Annotated in this window: 18 protein-coding genes; 3 read left to right on the top strand and 15 right to left on the bottom strand. The window is 70.0% G+C overall.

Annotated features, from left to right (window positions below):
* Nucleotides 1–33 precede the first annotated feature (33 nt).
* Nucleotides 34–1,629 carry an FAD-binding oxidoreductase gene (locus IPG05_07095; protein ID MBK6494855.1) on the bottom strand — a complete coding sequence of 532 codons (1,596 nt, stop codon included), beginning with the start codon at nt 1,627–1,629 and terminating at the stop codon, nt 34–36.
* 90 nt (nt 1,630–1,719) lie between these two features.
* Here IPG05_07095 and IPG05_07100 point away from each other — a divergent pair, with 90 nt between their 5' ends.
* Nucleotides 1,720–2,511, top strand: a complete 792-nt coding sequence (locus IPG05_07100; GenBank protein MBK6494856.1) for a DUF116 domain-containing protein — start codon at nt 1,720–1,722, stop codon at nt 2,509–2,511.
* Between the two features lie 181 nt (nt 2,512–2,692).
* On the opposite strand, the gene IPG05_07105 is transcribed toward IPG05_07100, so the two are convergent.
* From IPG05_07105 to IPG05_07145, 9 genes are all read right to left on the bottom strand, one after another.
* Nucleotides 2,693–3,154 (bottom strand): hypothetical protein, encoded by a 462-nt coding sequence (locus IPG05_07105; protein ID MBK6494857.1) that lies wholly within the window; start codon nt 3,152–3,154, stop codon nt 2,693–2,695.
* On the bottom strand, nt 3,151–4,035 hold the full coding sequence (locus IPG05_07110) for a 3-hydroxyacyl-CoA dehydrogenase family protein (GenBank protein ID MBK6494858.1): 885 nt from the start codon (nt 4,033–4,035) through the stop codon (nt 3,151–3,153). The genes IPG05_07105 and IPG05_07110 overlap by 4 nt, the downstream gene beginning before the upstream one ends.
* Nucleotides 4,032–4,898: a hypothetical protein gene (locus IPG05_07115; GenBank protein MBK6494859.1), complete on the bottom strand. Its 867-nt coding sequence runs from the start codon at nt 4,896–4,898 to the stop codon at nt 4,032–4,034. Before IPG05_07115 ends, IPG05_07110 begins: the two co-directional genes overlap by 4 nt.
* A 4-nt stretch (nt 4,899–4,902) precedes the next feature.
* Nucleotides 4,903–6,096 (bottom strand): acetyl-CoA C-acyltransferase, encoded by a 1,194-nt coding sequence (locus IPG05_07120; GenBank protein MBK6494860.1) that lies wholly within the window; start codon nt 6,094–6,096, stop codon nt 4,903–4,905.
* 60 nt (nt 6,097–6,156) lie between these two features.
* Nucleotides 6,157–6,876, bottom strand: a complete 720-nt coding sequence (locus tag IPG05_07125; GenBank protein MBK6494861.1) for a zinc ribbon domain-containing protein — start codon at nt 6,874–6,876, stop codon at nt 6,157–6,159.
* The gene (locus IPG05_07130) at nt 6,873–7,487 is read right to left on the bottom strand and encodes a ribonuclease HI (protein ID MBK6494862.1); all 615 of its coding nucleotides are present in this window, start codon (nt 7,485–7,487) and stop codon (nt 6,873–6,875) included. Before IPG05_07130 ends, IPG05_07125 begins: the two co-directional genes overlap by 4 nt.
* Nucleotides 7,488–7,504: 17 nt before the next feature.
* Complete coding sequence (locus IPG05_07135) at nt 7,505–7,732, bottom strand: hypothetical protein (protein MBK6494863.1); 228 nt, start codon at nt 7,730–7,732, stop codon at nt 7,505–7,507.
* Between the two features lie 128 nt (nt 7,733–7,860).
* On the bottom strand, nt 7,861–9,240 hold the full coding sequence (locus IPG05_07140; GenBank protein ID MBK6494864.1) for an amidohydrolase family protein: 1,380 nt from the start codon (nt 9,238–9,240) through the stop codon (nt 7,861–7,863).
* Nucleotides 9,237–9,752: a hypothetical protein gene (locus IPG05_07145; GenBank protein ID MBK6494865.1), complete on the bottom strand. Its 516-nt coding sequence runs from the start codon at nt 9,750–9,752 to the stop codon at nt 9,237–9,239. The genes IPG05_07140 and IPG05_07145 overlap by 4 nt, the downstream gene beginning before the upstream one ends.
* Before the next feature lie 148 nt (nt 9,753–9,900).
* On the opposite strand from IPG05_07145, the gene IPG05_07150 reads away from it, so the two are divergent.
* The gene (locus tag IPG05_07150) at nt 9,901–10,941 is read left to right on the top strand and encodes a zinc-binding dehydrogenase (protein MBK6494866.1); all 1,041 of its coding nucleotides are present in this window, start codon (nt 9,901–9,903) and stop codon (nt 10,939–10,941) included.
* The gene (locus IPG05_07155; GenBank protein ID MBK6494867.1) at nt 10,938–11,660 is read left to right on the top strand and encodes a hypothetical protein; all 723 of its coding nucleotides are present in this window, start codon (nt 10,938–10,940) and stop codon (nt 11,658–11,660) included. Before IPG05_07150 ends, IPG05_07155 begins: the two co-directional genes overlap by 4 nt.
* Here IPG05_07155 and IPG05_07160 read toward each other — a convergent pair.
* The 5 genes from IPG05_07160 to IPG05_07180 all read right to left on the bottom strand — a co-directional run bounded on the left by IPG05_07160 (nt 11,657) and on the right by IPG05_07180 (nt 16,692).
* Complete coding sequence (locus tag IPG05_07160; protein ID MBK6494868.1) at nt 11,657–12,724, bottom strand: hypothetical protein; 1,068 nt, start codon at nt 12,722–12,724, stop codon at nt 11,657–11,659. The genes IPG05_07155 and IPG05_07160 overlap by 4 nt on opposite strands.
* 20 nt (nt 12,725–12,744) lie before the next feature.
* On the bottom strand, nt 12,745–14,340 hold the full coding sequence (locus IPG05_07165) for an alpha/beta hydrolase (protein ID MBK6494869.1): 1,596 nt from the start codon (nt 14,338–14,340) through the stop codon (nt 12,745–12,747).
* 202 nt (nt 14,341–14,542) lie between these two features.
* Complete coding sequence (locus IPG05_07170) at nt 14,543–15,448, bottom strand: hypothetical protein (protein ID MBK6494870.1); 906 nt, start codon at nt 15,446–15,448, stop codon at nt 14,543–14,545.
* A 21-nt stretch (nt 15,449–15,469) separates the two neighbouring features.
* The gene (locus IPG05_07175; protein MBK6494871.1) at nt 15,470–16,102 is read right to left on the bottom strand and encodes a hypothetical protein; all 633 of its coding nucleotides are present in this window, start codon (nt 16,100–16,102) and stop codon (nt 15,470–15,472) included.
* Nucleotides 16,099–16,692 (bottom strand): RNA polymerase sigma factor, encoded by a 594-nt coding sequence (locus IPG05_07180; GenBank protein ID MBK6494872.1) that lies wholly within the window; start codon nt 16,690–16,692, stop codon nt 16,099–16,101. The genes IPG05_07175 and IPG05_07180 overlap by 4 nt, the downstream gene beginning before the upstream one ends.
* Nucleotides 16,693–16,789 lie beyond the last annotated feature (97 nt).

Raw genomic sequence — 16,789 nt, forward strand, 5'->3', positions numbered from 1 at the left:
GGGGGAGCGGGATGATCGATCATCGATGATCGATCATCGATCATCGTTCGACCACCGGCTCTCCCCCCACCGCCCCTCCCGCTCGATCGCCGCCAGCGCCTCCGCCATCCCGGCCGGGAGCGGCGCGGCGTCGGGCCCGACTTTGAGCCGGCTGAGCGGGTCGTGGCCGTCGGCGAGAATGACCCCCGGATTGTGGCGGCCAGCCGGATCGAACGCCGTCTTGATGGCCTGGAAGCAGGTGACCGCCTCGGGCCCCAGAAAGCGTTCGATCAGCGGTGCGCGGAGCCGCCCCGCGCCATGCTCCCCGGAGGGCGTCCCACCCAGCGCGAGGAGCGCACCGGCGACTTCCTCGTAGACGCCGCGCACGCGGCCGAGCCAATCGGCCTCGCGCAGGTTGGGGAGGAGGTTCACGTGCACGTGGCCATCGCCCGCATGGCCGAACATCACCGCGTCGATCCGCTCGGCGCGGCACGCGGCATCGACCGCGTCGAGGTAACGGCCCAGTGCAGCAGGCGGGACGCAGCCGTCCTCGATGATCTGCATCGACTGCCGACCATCGGTGAGCGCCGCGAGGCGGGGCGAGGCGCCGTGGCGGATGCGCCAAAGCGCCGCGATTGCCGCCGCGTCGGCCGCGACGACCGCCTCGGTCACTCCTGCACCCAGCCCCGCAAGATCCTGCTGGAGCGCCGCCGCGCGTGCCTGCAACTCGTCGGCATGCTCCCCCTCGAGATCGGCGAGCAGGACCGCGGCGGTCCCCGCAGGGACCTCGGCCTCCACCAGTCGGAGGAAGGAGCCGTCGAGGAATTCGAGCACCGCCGGATCGTGGCGGCGCACCGTCTCGAGCGCCGGCACCAGCAGGGCGCGGTCGGCCAGCACCACCCGCAACGCCAGGCGGTGGGCGGCGATCGGGGCGAGGCGCACCGTGACCTCGGTCATCACGCCGAGGGTACCCTCCGCACCGATCACCAGATCGACGAGGTCGCCGCTGGCCCACCACGCCGCGAGATCGTAGCCGAAGCTCTGCTTGCGCGTGCGCGGCCACCGCGCCAGTATCGCGGCGCGATGCCGCGCGAGGAGGGGCAGCACGTCACGCTGCCAGCGCTGGATGACCGGGTGCCGCTGGTCCGGCGCGATCCCTCGTGCCAGGGTCAGCGGACCATCGTCCGTCTCGAGCGTCACCGCCTCGACCCAGCGACGCATCGCGCCATCGCGCACGGTGCGCGCGCCGGAGGCGTTGGTGCCGATGAGTCCGCCGAGCGTCGCCCAGCCGGCACTGGAGGGGTCCATCGGGAGGTGGAGGTCGTGCGCCGCGGCAGCGCGCTGCACCGTGGGGATGGTGAGCGACGGCGTGCAGATCGCGAGTCGATCCGCGGCATCGACGACGCACCGGCCCGCGTCGAACGCGGTGAGGTCGAGCACGACGCCTTCGCCGACGTTGCCACCATCCATCGCGCTCCCGGCACCGCGCGGCGTGATGGCGAGCCCCGCCGCGCGCGCCTCGGTGAGCACCGCGCGCAGCTCCGCCAGCGTCGTCGGCCGGGCCACCGCGGCGGGGATGATCCGGTAGACGCCACCCCCCTGCGCATAGCGCGCACGGAGGTCGGAATCGGTTCGAAGGAGCGCTGGCATGGCCGAAAAGTACGCAAGGACGCGGCGCGTGGCGCCGAAGTTGGGCCGTCCCCTTGACTCCGACCCGCTCGGTCGGAGATTTCCCCCCCAATGACTGCCCCGCGTGCGGAACTGATCCATATCGACGTCGATCGTCGCCTCGGCCATGAGTGGGACGCATGGAACGGCGAGCCGTTGCCGAACGGCGGCAACTACGACGCGCCGCCGGCGCTCTTCTTCGTCTGGGCGATCACCTCGCTGATCGTCGCGCTCGGCTTCGCCTCGCTCGGGCTCTTCCTCCTCGACCCGCGCATCGGAGACCTGCACCCCCGACTGCCGCTCCTCCTCTGGTCGGGCTTCGGCATCCTCATCATCACCGTCTTCGCGTGGTGGCTGCTGATCGGGGTCTCGTATCTCTTCCGCTTCCCGCTGCTGCCGCCGATGCTGGCCGAGCGCGGCCTCTTCCTCAACGTGATGGGACTCACGTCGAAGGTGGCCTCGTGGTTCCGGACGCGCGATCGGGTCGAGAACGCCTCGGTGAAGGTCTACAACACGCTGGCCCTGCTGCGCACCCGCAAGGTCGGCCACGGCGAATTGCTGCTGCTCATCCCGCGCTGCCTCTCGCGCGTCACGCTCGACACCGTGCTGAGCATGGCCGGGAAGTACGGCGTGCCGGTCTTCGTCGCGACGCGCGGCCAGCTGGCGCGCCGCGTCATCCGCGAACGCCGCCCCCGCGCCGTGGTGGCGGTGGCCTGCGAGCGCGACATGGTAACGGGCCTGCATGATGTGGCGGGAAAGGTGCCGGTCCTCGGCCTGACGATGACGCTGCCGGCGGGACCCTGCAAGGATGCGGCGTTGGACTATGAGATGCTGGAGAAGTATCTGAAGGCGTTTGTGGGATGAAGGGTCGTAGGTCGTAAGTCGTAGGTCGTAGGTCGTAGGTCCTGATGGGTGTCATCCTGAGCGAAGCGACGGCAACGCCGGCGCGAAGTCGAAGGACCTATGATGACGAAGGTCCTTCGACTACGTCCGCTTCGCGGACTCCGCTCAGGATGACAAGCCTGGGCGACTCAAGACCTACGACCTATTTCCCCTCCCCGTACTGCTTCACCAACTTCGCCATCACCGCCGCCACCCGTTGCGCCACGGGATGCGCGGCGTTGACCTGCCGCTCCAGCGTCCGCCCATCGCGCGAGGGATCGGCGACGGGTCGGTAGACGATCTCGATGGTGACGGTGCTGTGATTGGGTTGCGACGGGTCGATCCAGGCACGCAGGCGAACCGTCTCGTCGCCGAGCGGACGGCGCGTCGTCGGCTTGAGGGTGCGGGCGTCGAACCATGGCGTCTCGAGCCAACCGTCGTCCGGCTCGGTGCGCGAGACGGGGATCGAATCGGCATCGAGGGCCAGCGCCAACGCGCGCGTCGCCTCGGGGACGAAGAGCTCCCACTCCGCGACATCGGCCGACGGCACCGGCGTCATCGCCGGACGGGTCGTGGTCGGATAGCAGGCCGCGAGCAGCACAAACGCCAGGCTCCAGCGCCTCACAGCCCGAGCTCCATCGGCACCGGCTGCGCGCCGCGCCAATCGTAGAAGCCCACCCCACTCTTCTTTCCGAGATAGCCGGCCGCGACCATCCGCCGCAGCAGCGGCGGCGGGGCGTAGCGCGCCTCGCGATACTGGTCGAACATGATCTCGCCGATCTGCACCACGGTGTCGAGGCCGATGAAGTCGAGCAGCGTGAACGGCCCCATCGGATGGCCGGCACCGAGCTTCATCGCCGCGTCGATGTCGGCGATCGTCCCCACGCCGCGCTCCAGCGCGTGCACCGCATCCACCAGATACGGCACCAGCAGCAGGTTGACGACGAAGCCCGACTCATCGCGACTGGTGATCGCCGTCTTCCCCAGTCCGCGGGCGAACTCCGTCGCCGCGTCGACCGCGGCCGGCGCCGTGCGCACCGAGCGCACCACCTCGACCAGCGGCATCATCGGCACCGGATTGAAGAAGTGCATCCCGAGCAGCCGCTCCGGATGGCGCAGCCCCACCGTCTGGTCCACCACACTCAGCGATGACGTGTTCGTGGCAAAGAGTGTCTCGGCACGGCAAATGCCCTCGAGCCGCTGCCAGAGCGCACGCTTGGCGTCGAGCGACTCGACGATCGCCTCGATCACCAGGTCGCAGACGGCGAACGCGCCGAGATCGGGGACGAAGTTGATCCGGCTGCTGGTCGCGAGGAGCGCCTCCGGCGTCAGCTTCCCCTTCTCGACCAGCTTCGCCAGCGACGACTCGATCCGGCCGCGGGCGGTGTTCCACTGGGCGCCGTTGCTGTCGTGGATGAGCACGTCGTGCCCCGCCATCGCCACCGCCTGCGCGATGCCACTGCCCATCAATCCCGCGCCGACCACGCCCACCGTGCCGATGCTCACTTCTCCTCCAGCGCCTTGCGGACTTCGCGGGTGATGTCCTTGACCACCTGGCCGACCTCGCGCGCAATCTGCTGCGACCGCGGCGGCGGCGATCCTGCAGCAAGTGCCGGCCGGCGTTCGAGATCGTCGAGCATCCGTTCCAGCCCCAGCTGCGCGCGCGCCGAGATCGGGCGGAAGCTGCGCGCCGTCAGTGCCCCGGTTCCGAGCCCGGCCACTGCAGGGATCATCGCCAGCAGTTCAGCGGCGGGATACTGCACCAGCGCCATCACCCCCGCCGTAATCGCGACACCGGTACCGGCCAGCACGCTGGCGCCAGTGACGTAGTTCCGGCGGCTTCGCCGCAGCGTCGCCATCACGGCCACATGGCAGAAGCCATCCTCGAGGGGCGTGATCACCGCGGTGAGCAGCTCGGTGTCGTTCTGGTACGGCTTCGCCGAGGCGCCCTCGAAGACCCGCTTCATCTTGCGCATCGCGCCGGCGAGGGTGTCGAGCGGCTCGTAGGTGGTGCGCCCCAGCGTGGCGCGTTGCACCACGAAGTGCTCGTGCTTGTCGATCCACGCCGTGAGCGCCGCACTCACCGTCGCCTCGGTCCCCTGCACCACGCGCTCCGCGCGGAGTTCCGCCGGTGCGACCCATTCGTCGAGGACCCCCTTCGGTTCCATCGGCGCGATGCGGGTCCGCTCCTCGAGCAGTGCCTGCTTGAGCACCTGCGGCGCGATGCCGACCTCGTTGCCGAGGGCGACGACTTCGTCCTCGGTCAGCCCTTCGCCGATGTCGTGCGAGGCGGCCTGCAGTTCGGCGGCGCGCTGCAGCACGCGGTCGAAGGTGGCGCGATCAATTCGCCCGGGAAGATTGTTGGCCATCGCGTCAGCCCCCGAACCCTTCGACGATCACCGCGATGCCCTGCCCGCCGCCGATGCAGGCCGCACCCAGGCCGATCCCGCCACCGCGCGCCCGCAGCGCATGCAACAGGTGCGCGGTGAGCCGCGCGCCGCTGGCGCCGAGCGGGTGACCGATCGCGATCGCCCCGCCGTGCACGTTGGTGCGCGCGGGGTCGAGTTCGAGGTCGCGCGCCACCGCCAGATACTGCGCCGCGAACGCCTCGTTGATCTCGACCAGTGCCATCTGGTCCATCGTCATCCCGGCGCGTGCCAGCGCCTGGCGCGCGGCCGGCACCGGGCCGATCCCCATGATCTCCGGCGGCACCCCCATCACGCCCCACGACACCAGTCGCCCGATCGGCGCGGCACCCTCACGCGCCGCCGTCTCGGCGGTGGTCATCACCAGCATCGCCGCACCGTCGTTGATCCCCGAGGCGGTGCCTGCCGTGACCGTGCCCCCCGCCCGCGTCACCGGCGGCAACTTGGCGAGTCCTTCGGGTGTCATGTCGCCGCGGATGTGCTCGTCGCGCGCCCAGGGCACGTCCTGCTTCGTCTTGCGGTCGCGCAGCATCACCGGCACCACCTCGGGGGCGAACACGCCGCTCGCCCACGCCGCCGCCGCGCGCTGTTGCGACACCAGTGCCCACGCCTCGCAGGCCTCCCGCGTGATGCCATACCGCTGCGCCAGGTTCTCCGCGGTGTCGGCCATCGCGCAACCACCGAACGAATCGGTGAGCCCCTCGAAGAGCGAGTCTTCCAGCAGCGGCGACGGTCCGTACTTGATCCCCCACCGGGCGCCGCGCACCACGTGCGGCGCCTGACTCATCGACTCCGTTCCGCCGGCGAGCACCGCCGTGGCCTCGCCGAGCGTCAGTCGATGGGCGCCCTGCACCACCGCCTCAAAGCCCGACCCGCAGAGTCGGTTGACGGTGACCGCCGGTGTCTCGACCGCAAGGCCGGCGCGGAGCGCGACGTGCCGCGCGCAATACATCGCGTCGCGCGAGGTCTGCATCGCGTTGCCGACGATGGCATGATCGACCAGCCGAGCGTCCAGTCCCGCGCGCGCCAGCGCCGCCTCGGCGGCAATCACGCCGAGGTCGGTGGCCGAATGATCCTTGAGCGCTCCACCGAAGGTGCCGAAGCCCGTCCGGACGGCGGAGAGGAAGACGATGTCCGTCATCCTCGGAATATGGCGAGGGGAGTGGTTCGCCGCGCCCCCCGAGCGGGGCACGGCGTCAGGTCAGCTGGCCGGCAGCCGTTCGCCGCAATCGGGGCAGTGCTTCCAGCCGCGTTCCACCGTGACGTTGCAGGCGGGACACGTCGGCTCACGCTGATCGGCACCACAGAACGGGCAGAACTTCACCGTCCGGCCGCTCGGCAGCGTAGCCTCGCAGCTCCAGCATCCTGCCCCCGGGGCATCGAAGCGCACCTGCGTCACGAAGGCCGGCGCGGGCGCAGGCGGCATCGGCGGCGTCGGCGGCGCCACCGCGGTGTGATCGGCGACGACCTCGCTGCGAATCGGGATCACCGGCGTCTCGACGGCCGGCTCGGCGGGCGAGGCCGGCGTCGGCGGTGCCCAGGGCGACGGCTCGGTCGGTGCAGGCGGCCGGAGCGGCAACACCCCGTCGAGCCGCATCGCCGTGCTGGCATGGAAGGTCACCGTGGCAGAGCGGAGCAGCTGCAGGACATCGAGGTCGGGGATCCGCGCCGCCATCGTGGTCCGCGCCATCTCGGCGGCATCGGCGGGCTCCGCCATGACGAGGCCCTCTTCTTCGGCGACGAGGCGGAGGAGCAGCGCCTCGTAGTCCTCGCTCACATCGATGCCGAGCAGTCGGCGCGCCACGCGATACGGCATGGTGCGATCGAGAATCGACCCGACGGCGATCGGTCCATCGACCGGGCCGCCCTCGGCGCGCCACTGCGCCAACAGCGCGGCGGCAAGGTGTTCAAGATCGGTCATGCCCCCACCTCCTTGATCGGGAAGCGTTCCCCGGCGGCGAGTCGTGATTCGAGCGCCGCAAAGGTCGCGTCCGGGTCGTACCCCAGATACTGGCGCGCGGCGTGCTTCGCCTCCAGCCAGGCGTCATACCCCGACTCGATGATGCCATCGGAGGTGATCTGCTTCGTGGCGGCCGCAATCGCGAGATCGTTGGCGTATTCGTTCTTCGGATGGCCCGCATGGCCGCGCACCCAGATGAACTGCACGTCGTGCAGGTCGAGCGACTGCCAGAGCGCGCGCCACAACTCGAGGTTCTCGATCCCGCCGCCCTTCCTGACCCAGCCGCGCGCCTTCCACGCCGGTGCCCATTCGCGGATTCCCTTCACGAGATACTCGCTGTCGGAAATCACCAGCAGTCGCAGCCGGTTCTTCTTCTGCCCGAGCAGCTGCAGCGCGGCGATCGCACTCGCGAGCGCCATCCGATTGTTGGTGGTCGCCTTGGAGTGGAGGTAGAACTCGCGGCGCTGCAGGCCGGCACTGGTGCGGATTTCGACGAGCCCGCCGGCGCCGCCGGGGTTGTCGCCCGGTTTGCCGTTGCCGAGACAGCTCTCGTCGAGATGCACGATGGCGATGGGAAGCGAAGACTTGGTCAGGGGTCGATCACCTGGAAATGGTCGAGGTCGCCGAGGATGAAGAGCATGTCATCCCCGGTCATGGCGAGGTAGCCGGCCAGTGCTTCCCGTCCGCGCGACGTGGTGATCGCCGAGGCGACCACGACGTACTCGTTCCCGCGCCGCCGCAACAACACGCGCTTCCGCCGGCGCACCGCGTGCTCCAGCTGTTCCATGCGCTCGGGGGTCCAGCGGAAGGCGGCCATGGCGAAACACAGAGATGCGAGAAACAGGATGATCGATGATCGATCATCGATGATCGATAGCGCCACGTCGAGAATATAGCCTGCAACCGGGATTCACCACCCGTCGATCATCGACCATCGATCATCGATCATCGATTCACCCACTCCCCCCTGCTCATCACCTTCACGATCAGCCGCGTGTTGCGGATCTCGACGAGGGGATCGCCGCCGAGGACGACGAGATCGGCGGCGGCACCGGGGCGCAGGCGGCCGAGGTGATCGGCGCGGAGGAGATGCGCGCCGTTGACGGTCGCGGCCCGCAGCGCCTCGAGGGGCGAGAGGCCGGCGTGCACCAGCAGCTCCATTTCGAGGTGCACGCCGGCACCTGGGACGAGCAGCTGATTCGACGCGTCGGTCCCGGTCGCAACGCGGCCACCGGCGGCCACGAAGGTCCGCACGAAGGCGTCCTGGATTGGCCGTGCCTCGCGGAAGCGCGGATAGATCCCCGGCGTCCAGCCGGCGCGCTTGATCATCCCCGGGACGTTCCAATTGCGGCGTGCCGAGTCGGGCACCGCCGCGAGATCGGGGGAGCGATAGACCAGCGAATCGTCGAGATGAGCGAAGGTCTCGTGCAGCCCGAGGGTCGGCACCAGCACGACGCCAGTGGCGGCGAGGTCGCGGGCAATACCACCGAGCGCCGCGGGGGCCATCTGGGCCCAGGCGAGTTCAAACGCGGTCCAGCCGTCGAAGAAGCCGCGGCGATGCTCGGCCTGCAGCGCGACGGAATCGTCCGAGGCCTCGGGGACGCCGCTCAGGTGTTCGATCGAAGTGACACCGCGCATCGCCGCCTCGACGGCGTTGGTCAGGCCGAGATGCGCCGCAACGGGACGGCCCTGGGCCCGCGCGGCGGTGACCAGCGCGCCGAGCAGTGGCGGAGTCAGGTGCGTGTAGCCCTTGACCCACTGGACGCCGGTGGCGGCGAGGCGCTGGACCACGGCGCTGGCCGAGTCCGGCTCGGCCAAAGCGATCGCATCGGGATAGGTGGTCGGTGGGGCATCGACCATCGCGCCGGCGAGGAAGAGCCGCGGCGTCGGCCCTCGGCCGACCAGCGCGCGCAGTGTGTCGGCCAGCGGGAGGCCGTCGTGGAGGTCGCGCACCGTCGTCACGCCGTAGCGAAGCGACGCCGCGAGGCCCCACGGCTGCAGGTGGGCGTGCGCGTCGATGAAGCCGGGGACGATCCAGCGCCCGGCGAGGTCGACGGTCGTGGCGCCCGAGGGAACGGCCAGCTCCGCCGACGAGCCGATCGAGACGATCATCCCGTCGCGAATCAGCACCACGGCATCGGTGATCGGGCGGCCCGAGACCACGTCGATCACGGTCGCGCCGGTCAGCGCGGTGACACCCGCACCGGCGGGCGCACCCATACATCCACCGAGCCAGCAGAGCAGCGCGGTGGCCCACCACCCCAAGTGACGACGCGCCCCGGGAAACCCGGGGCGCGCCATCATGGAGCCCTGAAGTGGAATCACTTCCGCTTCTTGGCAGCCTTCTTGGCCGGCTTCTTCGCCGGGGCCTTCTTGGCAGGCGCCTTCTTGGCCGGCTTGGCCGCCTTCTTGGCGGGCTTCGCGACCTTCTTCGCCGCCTTCTTCGCGGGCTTGGCGGCCTTCTTCGCCGGCGCCTTCTTGGCCGGCTTCGCCACCTTCTTCGCCGCCTTCTTCGCCGGCTTGGCCGCCTTCTTGGCGGGCTTCGCAGCCTTCTTCGCCGGCGCCTTTGCGGCCGGCTTGGCCGCCTTCTTCGCAGGCTTCGCTGCCTTCTTGGCCGGGGCCTTGGCGGCAGGCTTCGCAGCCACCTTGGGGGCGGGCTTCGCCGCGGCCTTCGGGGCCGGCTTCGCCGGCGCCTTCTTCGGCGCCTTCTTCCGCGGCTTCGGCGCCGGGAGGTTGCCCACGGCCGGCTCAGGAATGTCGAACGCCGGGACGGCGGCGGCACTCTGGCCCTGGGATTCCAAGGACCCGTAGAACAGCGAATCGTCGTTCATCGCCATCGGTACTCTCCTGCAGGATGCAGTGGGAAAGGGTTGGGATCGCTCTCGCCGGGCCCGCGTTGTCGGATGCTGTGCACGCCGGTACTGGTCGAAGCGCTATTATATGTCGCGTCACTCCCTCGCTTCTGCAAGGTGTCGTCACCAACGAATGCGCGCGCTCTCTCTCACCGCCACCGGCGGTCCCGAGCATCTGGCCGTTCTCGACCTCCCCGCGCCGCGCCTGCAGGCGCCCGATGAGGTCCGCATCGGCGTCCGCGCGATCGCCCTGAATCGCCTCGATCTCTGGGTGGCAAACGGGCTGCCGGCCGCGCCAATCAAGGCATTCCCGCATATCGTGGGGGCCGACGCCGCTGGCGTGGTGCTCGAGGTCGGCCCCGCCGTCACCTCGGTCCAGGTCGGTGATCGCGTGGTGGTGAACCCCGGCGTCTCCTGCGGGCAGTGCACCGCATGTCTCGCCGGCGACGAAGTCTTCTGTCGCCACTTCGGATTGCTCGGAGAGCATCGCCCCGGCACCGCCGCCGAAGAGATCGTGCTCCCCGCGCGCAACGTCGCGCGCCTCGACGGGGAGTGGAGCTGGGCCGAGGCCGCCGCCTTTTCCCTCGCCTCGCTGACCGCCTGGCGGATGCTGACGACCCGGGCGCGGGTGCACGCCGGGGAATCGGTCCTGATCTGGGGCATCGGCGGCGGGGTCGCTGTCGCCGCGCTCCAGATTGCCCGCTTCCTCGGCGCCCACGTCGCGGTCACCTCCGGCTCCGACGCCAAGCTGGCCCGGGCCACGGCGTTCGGCGCCGAGTTGGCGCTCCAGCACGGCGGCAGCGCTGACATCCCGGCGGCCGTCAAGGCACATTTCGGCCGCGGCGTCGATGTCGTCGTCGACACCGTGGGCGCGCCGACCTGGCCCAGGTCGCTCAAGGCGCTGCGCCCAGGGGGCCGCCTGGTCACCTGCGGGGCGACCGGTGGCCCCGAGGTGGCGCTCGACCTGCGACGGCTCTTCTGGTTCCAGTGGAGCCTGCTCGGGTCGACGATGGGGACCAGCAGCGAATTCGCGGCGGTGGTCGCCCATGGCAACGCCGGACGCTTCCGACCCCCGGTCGATGCGATCTTTCCCCTCGCCGACGGGGCCGCGGCCTACCAGCGCCTCGCGGCCGGCGATCAGTTCGGCAAACTCGTGCTTGAGGTCTCTTCGTGAACGCTCTCTCGGAACGGCTGCGCAACGGCGCGGAGCAACTCTGGCAGGTGATCCCCGCCATGCTCATCGCCATCCTCATTCTCGTGGCGGGCTACTTCGTCGCCCGGACCATCGAGAAATGGGTCGATGCGACGCTGAAGCGCCTCAACTTCAACAAGGTCGCCGAAGCGGGCGGCCTCCGCGAAGCGGTCGACCGAACCGGCTCCCGGATGGACCCGGAACACGCCGTCGGCAAGCTGCTGTTCTGGCTGATGATGCTGATCGTGATCCTGCTCGCCTCGGCCGCCCTCGGCCTCGAGAGCATCAACGAGATGTTCGGCATCATGATCTCGTTCATCCCGACCCTGATCTCGGCGATCGTGATCGTCATCCTCGGGATGATCGTCGGCGAGTTCGTGCGCGGGGTGATCGTCGCGTCGGCCGGCGGCGTGGAAGGGGTGCCGACGCTGGCGAAGGTGGCGAAGGCCGCGGTGGTGGTGATCGCGATCTTCATGGCGCTGCAGCAGCTGGGGGTCGCCGAGGAGATCGTGACGTCGGCCTTCACGCTGATTCTCGGCGCAGTGGCGCTGGCCGTCGGCCTGGCGTTCGGCTTCGGGAATCGCCGGCTGGCGGGCGAGATCACCCGCGAGTGGTACGAGGAGAATCGCGAGCGTCGCCGCCCCAGCACGCTTCCCGACGAGGAAACGGCGGAGTCGGCCGACGCCTCGCTGATGGACTAGTTGCCCTTGGCGCTCGCAGGGATCGCGTAACGGAGCAGGCGGATCCCCTCGGGGAACTCCTCCGCCATGATGATCCAGCTGCCGTCGACTCCGATCGCGGTGCCGCGACTCGGCACCTCGATCACCGCCTTGAGGCCGCTGCTGTCGACGACCTGAAAGGTGCGGATCGAATCGAGCGCCGGGGCACTCTTGAACAACCAGATCCGCCGGTCGGGCGTCGCGAAGGCGGCCTCGAACGGCGGTTTCAGTTCCGCGAACACCTGCGTGTTGGCGGCCTGCCGCTGGTCCTCGGGAAAGCGCCGCAGATAGAGCTGCCGATCCATCTCCTGCACCGGGAGGATCGGGTCGGGGAGCGGCTTGGTCTGCGCCTGCAACGAGCCATCGGGGTTGCGCCACTCGACCTGATTCTGCTTGGTCCGCGCAATCCAGAGGGTGCCGTCGCCGAGCACGCCCCACTTGTCCATCCCCGTGAGGATGCGGCGTTCCAGGCGCGGGCCGCCCTCACGCGGCACCATCGCCAGGTCGGGCGAGACCAACTGGGCGATCGTGTCGAACTTCGTCAGCATCGCATCGGCACGGATCACCCGCCCGCTATCGGCCAGGCCACTGCCATCGCGCCCCGGCGACGGCGTCCCCTCGAAGTACCACTGCCCCGCCGCATCGCGGGCACGCGGCAGCGCGCCGTTGGTGCCTTCCGGCATCGGCACCGCCTCGAGTCGCTTCGAGCCGACCGTCCAGAAGGTGACCCGCTGGAAGCCCCAATCGCCGACGAGCATCGTGTCGCCCGCCGCGAGCAGCGTGCTCGGCCCGGGGACCTCTTCCTTCGTCATGCCGGGGAACGGCATCGCCGTCTTCGCGGCGAAGTCGGCCACCTGCAACTCCAACTCGTTGGTCGCGATCATCACCCAGCGGCCGTCGCTGAGCGGCCGGGCATCGGTCAGCTGGACCACCGGCACGATCAGCGTGTCGGCGGTCTCGGCGAGGCGGACCACCGGAGCGGGCGCGGGAGGCTCGCCGCAGGCGGCGAGGAGGACGAGCAGGGAGACGGCGGATGAAGTGCGCATCCTCGGAAGATATCGCCCGGTCAGGGGAGCCGCGCCTGCAGCCAGCGGACCACCGCCGCCACCGCCCCTGCCGCGAGCCGTCGCTCGGGGAGCAGCAGGTAGCCAGCGGGATCGCCACTGCGGTCGGCCAGGAAGAGATGGTTCACGTCCGGAAGCCGCTCCACCGCGGCGTCCGCGCCGGCACGTCGGAGCGCGGCCGCCAGTTCTGCCGCCTGGCTGACCGGCACCTGGGTGTCCTGGTCGCCATGGAGCAGCAGGGTCGGTACCCGGACGCGCTTGGCGGCGGCTCGGGGGTCATAGCCGAGGAGGGCACGGAAGCCGCGCGAGTCGCGCCGCAACGCCTCGACCGCCTCACTCGAGCCCTGCAGCAGCGCCTCGATCAAGGCCGGTTGCCTGTCAGGCGCGCTGTCGCGGACCATGCGGGTCGCGCCGTAGCGCTGCTGCAGCGCGACCAGTTCCCGACCGGGCCGCGATGGTGCAGCCAACAGCACCAGCGTCTTGGCATCGGCGCCGTTGGCGACCGCCTGCATCGCCACCAACGCGCCTTCGCTGTGGCCGACGATGCCGAGCGCCTCGGCATCGACGCCTGGAAGGGCCGCCAGGAGCCGCAATGCCCGCGAGGCGTCTTCGGCGAGCTCATTGATAGTCCGGGAGGGGTAGTCGCCGCCGGAGGCCCCTACGCCGCGATCATCGAGGCGGAGCGAGGCGATGCCCTGCGCCGCCAACGAGTCGGCCAGTTCACGCAGCGGTCGATAGCCGAGCATGGTGCTGCCGTCGCGATCCTGTGCCCCCGAGCCGGAGAGGAGCAGCACGGCGGCGTGGGGCGCGGGGCCATTCGGCATGGTGAGGGTGCCGCCGAGGGTGACGCCGCCACCAACGGGCACGGTGACCGCACTCGTTTGCCACGGCGCCCCGGCTGGCGCGGTGTAGTCGCCCAGATCGACGAGCCAGCCATCGGCGGCGGCGCGATCGGCCAGTCGCACCACGCGGAGCGGCTGGCCCTCGGCGCCGCGCCCGCCGCCGCCACTGATGGTCCCCTCCGCGTCCACGGCCAATCGCAGCTGCCATTCTGCCGACTCGACGAGCAGCGTGTCGACGCCGATCGCGGTGACCCGCAGCGTATCGATCACCATCCGATCGCCCAGCAGCGTCACGGTGGGGGTGAACCAGTTGCCGTTGTACCAGATGTCGCCCTGCTGATCGGCGCGATGCAGTTGCCGTTGCAGCATCGCGAGCGACCGCGGGGCCAGCAGCGCGCTCCCCGCGGGGGTCTCGCGGCGCGCCGTCGGACGCCCCTCCGCCCCCATGCGGAGCGCGGCGAACCCGGGCACGCTGACGGCCTCGGCCCGCTCGGCGAGGTCAGGCTGGCCGCTGATGCGAGTCAGCCGCTCAAGTCGTGCCTCGGGGTCTTCATCGAGACGAAGGCGGAGTGGTGCGCCGCCGCCCGGCACCCGCTGCTCGGCGCGGATCGCGCCACCGAGCGCGACCCAGCGCTCGACGAGGGTGGTGTCGCCGCGCGCGCCGAGGAGGGCGAAGGCGCGGGCCTCGAGCTTCGCTCCCTGCGCGGAGAGCGCAGCCGGAAGGAGCAGCAGGGCGGCCAGCAGTGGGCGCGGCATGGGGGAAATGAAACACCCCAGCCGAGGTTCGGCGCCCCTACCGCCGCAGTGAACGGTGAACGGGGGAGCCGTAGAGTTTGTCATCCTGAGCGAAGCACCCCGAAGGGGTGCGAAGTCGAAGGACCTCTCTCCGCACGCTGGGACAGAGGTCCTTCGACTGCGCCCGCTTCGCGGGCTCCGCTCAGGATGACAAGAGTTCCCCCTACCTCGGCAACGGCGGCCGCAGCGTCGGACGCACCACCAGAATCAGCGTCCCCTTCTGATTTGGAATCGACCCACTGCCCAGGACAACTGCCTCCCCGACCGGCATCGTGATCTGGCTGGAGATCAGCTGCTGCGGTGTCGTCGACACGTAGGCAGCCGTCCGCGAAGGCGCCACCGAGTCCGCGACCATCCGCCGAGTAGGTCCCGACAGGAGGTCGACCATGATCACCACCGTCGGTGCCGCGCCGAGTCGGACCCGGCCGACGGTTCCGGTGATGGTCAGGGGAACCGACTCCCCGTTCATGGTGACGGTGAACGAGGAGAAGTCGACGACGAGTGCGGTGCCTTCCGCGACGAGCCGATACCCCGGGTACCGAAACACCCCACGCAGTGCCTTGTCGACATCCGCAATCGCCGGGTCTGTCGTCGGCGCGTCGCTGTTGGCGAGAACCTGAAAATGGAGCACCATGGTGCTCGGCGGTCGGTCGAACTCGCGCAGCACGCTGTCGATCGTGGTCAGGATGCTCTGCTGCTCGCGCACGGTGATCGCGTTGACCCTGGGCCCACCATCGTACACCGCGCTCCCCGGCGAGCGAACGTAGGGCCCGACCAACTTGGCCGCCTCTTCCGAATCGAGGTACCGCAGCGCAAAGGTCCGGACGGCGATGGTGTCAGCCTGATCGCTGAAACCGAACCTGCCGATTGACCAAGCCCCCTGCTGCGATTTCGGCTCCTCGACCCCCAGAAAGCCTCCTTCGCCACCGTTGCCGAGCCGGAAGTGAAGCTTGAACGGCTCTTTCTGCGTGACCGGAAAGGTCACCGCCGTCGCAGTGGCCTGCCCCGCCGCCGGCGCGCACGCCGCCAGCAGCAGCATCGCCGTCATCCCACGCATCATGTTGTTCATCGAGTGTTCCTCGGAGTGTGGTCAGTTGAGCCAGATGACCGTCACGCCGGGCACGGCGGAACGGAGAATGGTTGCACGCTTCGATGGTGGTGGTTCCACGATCACCGCACCGCGCGCATCGGTCACGCGTCCTCGGCGGTTCGTCGAGATCGGCGTCACCTTCACCGGGGTCGGCGCCGGCTCCGCTTCGACAATCACCGGCTCGACACGGAAGGCGACCAGCTGCGGCACCGGTCGCACCCGCACCCGCCGCAATCCCGCAGATCGAGCCCTCGGCGCCGGGGCCACCGAGCGCGGTGCCTCGGCGACGGCCACCAGTGTCGGCGCAATCGCGGGCGGCGGCGGCGGCGTCACCGCGGAACTCACGGGGGCAGGCACCACGATGGCGGGGGTGTTGCCGCGCCAGAGCAGCACCGCCACTGCCGCGGCCGCCATGCCCGGCACCAGCCACCACCTCGACAGCCGCCGCTCCGGGTGAGCCCCGGCCGCCCGCACCGCAAAGGCGAGCTGCGCCGTGTCCGCAATCAGTCGCTCGGCCACCGCGGCACACTTCGGGCAATCGGCCAGGTGCCGAGTCAACGGCGTGTCGACCACGCGGCGGAGTTCGTCCGGCTCCGCCTCGAGCAGCTGCATCAGCATCGGTTCGCAGCTCATCGGCCAAACTCCTGAAGCAGGTCGGGGTGCTCGGCGAGCATTCGCAGGCGAATCGTCTGGCGGGCGCGTGCCAGCAGTACCCGAACCGTCGAGGGAGCAATGCCGAGTGTCTCGGCGACTTCCTGCACGGGACGCTGCTCCAGATCAACCATCGTGAACACCTCTTGCTGCCTCGGGGTCAACTCGGCTCGAAAGCTCCGGACCAGCTCCGCCACTCCATCGGCGTCCAACGGGGGCGCGGCATCGGCTGGTGGCGCGGTCGTCTCGCCGTCGCCATACCGCTCCAGCAGGGCGGATCGTCGTCGCTGCTTGACGCGTCGGTCATGCGCCGCATTCCAGGTCAGCCGGTAGAGCCAGCTGCTGAGCACCGACCGCCCCTCGAAGGTGTGCACCTTCCGGTGCAGCCGAAGCAGCACCTCCTGGGCGATGTCCTCGGCGTCATCGGCATCGCCGCTGAAGCGGCGCGCCCAGCCGTGGATCCGCTCCCGCACGCTCCGCACGAGGGCCGCAAAGGCGGCGTCCTGTTCAGGCGAGGGATGGAGACGGTCATCGTCGCGCGGCTCGGTGATCGGTCGCTCCAAGGAGTGCACGGCGATGGGACGATGCGAGGGGCGGAAGTGCTTACGGAGGGGTGCGGAGGACTATACCACGCGGAGGGGTGAACGGTGAACGGTGAACGGTGAACGG

This window comes from Gemmatimonadota bacterium (assembly GCA_016704275.1).
Lineage (GTDB): Bacteria > Gemmatimonadota > Gemmatimonadetes > Gemmatimonadales > GWC2-71-9 > Palsa-1233.

What these genes read in the sequence shown, in the direction of transcription:
- IPG05_07165 (MBK6494869.1), bottom strand. Translation starts at nt 14,340, where the DNA reads ATGCCGCGCCCACTGCTGGCCGCCCTGCTGCTCCTTCCGGCTGCGCTC.
- IPG05_07145 (MBK6494865.1), bottom strand. Translation starts at nt 9,752, where the DNA reads ATGGCGATGAACGACGATTCGCTGTTCTACGGGTCCTTGGAATCCCAG.
- IPG05_07095 (MBK6494855.1), bottom strand. Translation starts at nt 1,629, where the DNA reads ATGCCAGCGCTCCTTCGAACCGATTCCGACCTCCGTGCGCGCTATGCG.
- IPG05_07170 (MBK6494870.1), bottom strand. Translation starts at nt 15,448, where the DNA reads ATGAACAACATGATGCGTGGGATGACGGCGATGCTGCTGCTGGCGGCG.
- IPG05_07125 (MBK6494861.1), bottom strand. Translation starts at nt 6,876, where the DNA reads ATGACCGATCTTGAACACCTTGCCGCCGCGCTGTTGGCGCAGTGGCGC.
- IPG05_07150 (MBK6494866.1), top strand. Translation starts at nt 9,901, where the DNA reads ATGCGCGCGCTCTCTCTCACCGCCACCGGCGGTCCCGAGCATCTGGCC.
- IPG05_07175 (MBK6494871.1), bottom strand. Translation starts at nt 16,102, where the DNA reads ATGAGCTGCGAACCGATGCTGATGCAGCTGCTCGAGGCGGAGCCGGAC.
- IPG05_07120 (MBK6494860.1), bottom strand. Translation starts at nt 6,096, where the DNA reads ATGACGGACATCGTCTTCCTCTCCGCCGTCCGGACGGGCTTCGGCACC.
- IPG05_07100 (MBK6494856.1), top strand. Translation starts at nt 1,720, where the DNA reads ATGACTGCCCCGCGTGCGGAACTGATCCATATCGACGTCGATCGTCGC.
- IPG05_07135 (MBK6494863.1), bottom strand. Translation starts at nt 7,732, where the DNA reads ATGGCCGCCTTCCGCTGGACCCCCGAGCGCATGGAACAGCTGGAGCAC.
- IPG05_07160 (MBK6494868.1), bottom strand. Translation starts at nt 12,724, where the DNA reads ATGCGCACTTCATCCGCCGTCTCCCTGCTCGTCCTCCTCGCCGCCTGC.
- IPG05_07115 (MBK6494859.1), bottom strand. Translation starts at nt 4,898, where the DNA reads ATGGCCAACAATCTTCCCGGGCGAATTGATCGCGCCACCTTCGACCGC.